The following is a 2622-nucleotide window of genomic DNA, read 5'->3' as shown; positions in this document are numbered from 1 at the left end:
AAGCTCTGAACATCACGTCCAGGCTTCAGGGGCGAACGGCTTCCCGGGCTCTCTTCATAAACTCCGTTTATCCCTTCTCCTTATCAATTCCTGAGAACAGAACATACAAGGGGCGAATTCATTCGCCTCGACATCCGCGCCACCAACACGATCAATCCATTCGCCCCGCCGGCATCGGAGCCACCAGCGTGACGAATGAATTCGCTCCTACAAACCGGCGTCCGGCTCCAGGGATGGAGGGATCCCTGGTCTCCGCGCTCATCCCTCACAACGAGAATTGATGACGCGCCCTAGGTCGGTTCGGTGTGTCTCGCTCACCTCGGCGATTCGAGGGCGTTGGCAAAGGGCAGGAACTCGAACGCGGTGATGGAGACATCGATGGGTGTCGCTTGTCCGCTATTTCGGAAGGTCAGGGAGATCTCCGCGATTCCGTCGAGCGCCGGGGTCGCGGGCAGCAGGATCTCGATCCGATCGCCCCGGGTCTCTTTGAAGCGCGTGAACAGCTCGATTGGGATGGCGGGCGGCGCGAGCGGATCGTCCTTAGCCCTTTTGAATGAAATGGAGACATCCTTCACCTCCGTCGCCGATCGGTATCGGATCGCCAGGCTTCCGTTCGACAGGCTGACCGTTCGACCCTCCGGAACGATGAATGCCATCCCCGCGCTGGCGCCGAGGGGAGAGACAAAACGGCAGGCTCCCGGCTCGCGCGAGAAGTCGAGCTGACTCTGGTCCGAGGTCCAGGTAAGAATCCGATTCCCGGCGTCCAGGAGATCGACCCTGTCTCCGGGCTCGTACAGGGCTTTCAGTCGACCGTCGAGCTGGTTCTCCTCCAGATAGCGACGCATGTTTTCCTGGGCGGAGTTGAGTCCACCCAGAATAAGCGACAGATTGTGCGCGGTTGTCTGATAGGGAATGATCCTGTTGGTCGAGATGTCCCAGCCCTCCCAGGGGCCGTGGTCGGTGAACAGCCCCGAGATCCTGGGCCAATGCTCGTTCAGAAAGCGCTCCACCTTCTCGGGGGCGATCGTGTAGGCGACACCCAGGGTATAGAGGGACGGGGCCTGGGTGATGAGGGCGTGGTCGGTGACGGCGAGGTCGGGAATCCCGATCCGCCCGGTGTATTCGGTTCCATGGCCGCTGTAGGCCTCGGACAGGAACCCCGGAAGACGATTTCGGTTCGAGAAGTCGAGCTCGATGTCCACGAGGGTTTCGAGGCTGCGTCTCCAGCCTGGATTCTCGGTCTCCCGCATGAAGAGGGATAGCCCGAGCAATTGAAAGGCCGATCCGTCCCAGGCGGCCAGGGCGTGGGTTTCGCGTCCGTCCCCGAACCTGTAAGTCTTGATCTTGAAGCCTGCGTTCCGGAGCGAGTCGATCGGCAGGTCATGGCGTAGCACGACGAAGGTCCAGGGTCCGCGAAACTCGTTGATGAAGTAGTTCATCCGGCCGGTCACCCAGTTTCCCTGGCCGTCGTCCCAGCCCGTGAAGCGGTTCGCCGTGGCGTCCCAGCCGAAGACGAAGGTGCCGGTCCCAGGATCGAAAAGATGCGCGTAGCCCTCTTGCTGCGCGGCGATGAAGCGCTCGATCCGCTCCCTCGATCGGCTGATCGTCGGATCCTGTCGGATCTCGGGCCGCAGGAGCGCGCCCACCGACCGGGCCAGCGCGGCGGTGAGATTGGCGTTGTCGCCGAAGATAATCGTGACCACCCGTTGATCCAGTAGTCCCATGATCCTGGATCTCAGCGACGCCTGCGAATAGGGGGCGAGCGCCCCGTCGAAATAGGCATCCCCATAGGTCGCGTCACGGCGGATTCGGCCTTTTCGACCGTTGTCTTGCTCCTGGAGCCAGCCCTTTTCCAGCATGGCCAGCCAGATCGCCTGGCCCGCCGGCTCGCCGAAGGTCTCGATGAACCGCCTTTTTTCGATCGACTCCAGAAGCGGACCCTGTCTTTTCCCATTGTCCAGACCCAGGAAATTCACCAGCAGTCCCTTCGCCGCGAGGGCCGGGTCGCGCTGGTCCTTCAGAAGTGTCCCGACCGCGAGCGATAGCCCCTCCGACGCGGCGGCCCTGGAGACATAGGGATTGTCCGCGTAGCCCGCGACGATATTGGCCAGCAGTTCGATCCAGGCGCCAACGGCCGTGAGCTGAGTGAAGGAGCGAAGAAAGAGCCCATGTTCCGGCTCCTTATTCCAACCCTCCACCGGATATCCGGAAGTTGGGTCGATCATTCCGTGAGTCGGGTTCAGGTATTGGAAGGCGTTGTCCAGCAGGAGCCGCATGTGCCGATGGCTGGGCGGCACCTGGGGATAGCTGAAGTCGCCGCGGCTCATGGATGGCCCGGCGTCCGGGTTCTGAAGCCGGGATGCGGACATGACGCTTGCCGCGCCCAGCATCAGGACGATGGCCAGAAGCCATGGCCAAATGGTTTGTTGTTTGAGTTGCATCGGAGCCTGGAATCGCGCGCGGGCGGTCGAAAGGGGGCAGGATAACGTTCATGGCCTAGTACCTCATTCCTCCTTAATTTGCGGATAGAGGCGCTTGAGCTTGATCCGTGCCTCCTCGGTCGTGAAGTGCCAATCGACTGTGGCGCTGGAGGCCTTGCGGCGATCCGCCCAGGCCTTGGCC

1 protein-coding gene is annotated in these 2622 nt (G+C 61.8%); it reads right to left on the bottom strand.

All coding sequences use genetic code 11. The features are described 5' to 3' along the window. Nucleotides 1–314: 314 nt before the first annotated feature. Entirely contained in the window at nucleotides 315–2441 is a 2127-nt protein-coding gene (locus CKO27_RS23595) for a hypothetical protein (RefSeq protein WP_200377355.1), read from the bottom strand. Nucleotides 2442–2622: the final 181 nt, after the last annotated feature.

Source organism: Thiocystis violacea (assembly GCF_016583575.1).
Lineage (GTDB): Bacteria > Pseudomonadota > Gammaproteobacteria > Chromatiales > Chromatiaceae > Thiocystis > Thiocystis violacea.
This window is presented reverse-complemented; position numbering and strand designations above follow the sequence as displayed.

Coding starts and splice junctions, on each gene's coding strand:
- CKO27_RS23595 (WP_200377355.1), bottom strand. CDS start 2,441: ATGCAACTCAAACAACAAACCATTTGGCCATGGCTTCTGGCCATCGTC.